1 protein-coding gene is annotated in these 2566 nt (G+C 42.0%); it reads left to right on the forward strand.

The annotated features are described in order from the left end of the window. Positions 1 to 267: 267 nt before the first annotated feature. Positions 268 to 2566, forward strand: a 2299-nt coding sequence (locus GNE10_RS33715; protein WP_185570388.1) for a GAF domain-containing protein, incomplete at its 3' end; no start/stop codon positions are given.

A 2566-nucleotide genomic window follows, 5' to 3' on the forward strand; every position in this document is an offset into this window, starting at 1 on the left:
TTTACCCTTTACCCTTTAACCCCTTCGGGGTTCGCCAGTCGCTCATGGGGGAAACCCCCAAGACCGCGCTGGCTCACCTTTTCCCAAAACCAAATTCCGAGTTGAAAATACACAAGCGAGCAGTATTGACAAGGGCTTTTTCTCAAAACTCCCCAAAATAACTAAAAACACCTAGAGAGTTAACTAATGTTAAAAATAGTTAACTTAATTCTGATGTGTTCGCTTTTGTGACTGAATATCATAATTGAGATTTTTTAATAAAAGTTAATGAATATTAGAGACACAACTAGAGAACAGGCGAGGCTAGAAGCCTTGCGTCAGTATCAAATTCTTGATACTGAACCTGAAGAGGCTTACGACAATCTCGCTCAGTTAGCCGCTTTTATTTGTAATACTCCTATATCTTTAGTAAATTTTATTGATGAAAAGCGTCAATGGTTTAAGGCAAAAGTCGGTTTAGATGTATCAGAAATGCCCCGCAGTGTTGGGTTATCTTACCTTTGCCAACAGCAGCGTAGCGTTGTTGTGGTTCCAGATACCCTGGCTGATGAAAACTTGGCGCAGAACGCGGTGGTAGTTGGCTATCCCTATGTGCGTTTTTATGCTGGCGTGCCTTTAATCACTCCCAAGGGGGATATGTTGGGGACTTTGTGCGTCATTGACCAAGTTCCGAAACAATTAAATGAAAAACAAATTCAGGCGTTGGTGGCTCTGAGTCGCCTAGTAATTGACCAGCTAGAACTCAGGCGTCATATAGCTGAGGTATCTCAGATTACTGAGAAACTAATGACCCAGGAGCAAACAGCAAGAGCAGAATCAGAAGCAGCTAGAACCCGGATTACTAATTTGCTTGAAAGTATCACCGATGCTTTTTTTGCCCTGGATAAAGAATGGCGATTTACCTATGTTAATGGTCAAGCAGAACAGCTGTTGCAAAAAACCCAGAATCAGCTTTTAGGTAAAAATATTTGGGAAGTTTTTCCCAGAATTATTGGTACAACATTTGAAAAGCAGTATCGTCAGGCAGTAGCACAACAAGTAAGTGTGGAATTTGAGGAATTTTATCCACCCCTCAACGGCTGGTTTCAAGTTAATGTCTATCCAGGAAAAGACGGCTTATCGGTTTATTTTCAAGACATTACTGAACGACGCCAAACAGCACAAGCACTTCGAGAAAGTGAAGAACGTTGGCAATTAGCATTGCAGGGAAATAACGATGGTATTTGGGATTGGAACCTCAAGACAAATGAAGTGTTTTTCTCAACTCGCTGGAAACAAATGTTGGGTTATGAAGACCAGGAAATTTTTAATTGTTGGGATGGATGGACAAAATTAATTCATCCTGATGAGCGAGATTTAGTACTTGAAACCCTCCAGGATCACTTTGCCAAGAAAACACCATTTTATGTTTGTGAGTATCGAGTCCAATGCCAAGACGGTAGCTATAAATGGATTTTAGATCGAGGACAAGCGCTTTGGGACGCATTAGGTGATGTAGTGCGGATGGTCGGTTCTTATACTGATATTACAGATCGCAAGCGAACAGAAGAGGAATTAAAGCGGCAAAATTTGCGATCGCAATTATTTTCCGAAATTACTGTTAAAATCCGAGAATCTTTACAAGTCGATGAAATTCTCCAAACTACTGTTACTGAAGTCCAAAAACTACTGCAAGCTGACCGAGTTTTAATTTTTCAACTTTGCCCTGACGGTTCGGGAACAGTGGTACAAGAAGCTGTACTACCTGGATGGCCGGTAATTTTGGGGAAAAATATTATCGACCCCTGTTTCAAAGAAGAATACCTCGAAAGATATCGCCAAGGAAGAATTAGTGCCATTGAAGACATTCAAACTGCGTATATTCAACCTTGTCATCGAGAATTTCTAGAGCAGTTTGCCGTCAAAGCAAACCTTGTAGTGCCCGTTATTGTTAGAGACAACATTTGGGGTTTATTGCTAGCTCACCAATGTGCAGCACCTCGAAAGTGGAATAACTTTGAGACAGAATTGTTACAACAACTCGCTAACCAAATTGGCCTTGCTGTATCTCAGGCACAACTGCTACAACAACAAACCTGCCAAAGTCAAGAACTGGCGCGTTCCAACGCCGAATTAGAACAATTTGCCTACGTAGCTTCCCATGACTTGCAAGAGCCATTGCGGATGGTAACCAGTTATCTACAATTGCTTGAGCGAAGATACAAAAATCAACTCGATACTAATGCTGACGAGTTTATCAACTACGCAGTAGATGGCGCGCGGCGGATGCAGACACTAATTAATGATTTGTTGAATTACTCCCGCGTCAGCACCCGCGGACAGCCCTTTAAACGAGTTGATTGCAATGCGGCTGTGAAACAAGCAATGACAAATCTGCAAATAGCGATCGCTGACAGTAAAGCAATTATCACCCAAGATAGTCTACCTGAGATTGTCGCTGATGCCACCCAATTAACACAAGTATTTCAAAACCTCATCGGTAACGCCATTAAATTTTGTCAAAATCAGCAACCGCGAATTCACATTGGTGTAGCGAGGGGAGGTGAGGAAGAGGACAAGGGGGAAG

The sequence above is a fragment of the Nostoc sp. 2RC genome, assembly GCF_014222165.1.
GTDB lineage: Bacteria > Cyanobacteriota > Cyanobacteriia > Cyanobacteriales > Nostocaceae > Nostoc > Nostoc linckia.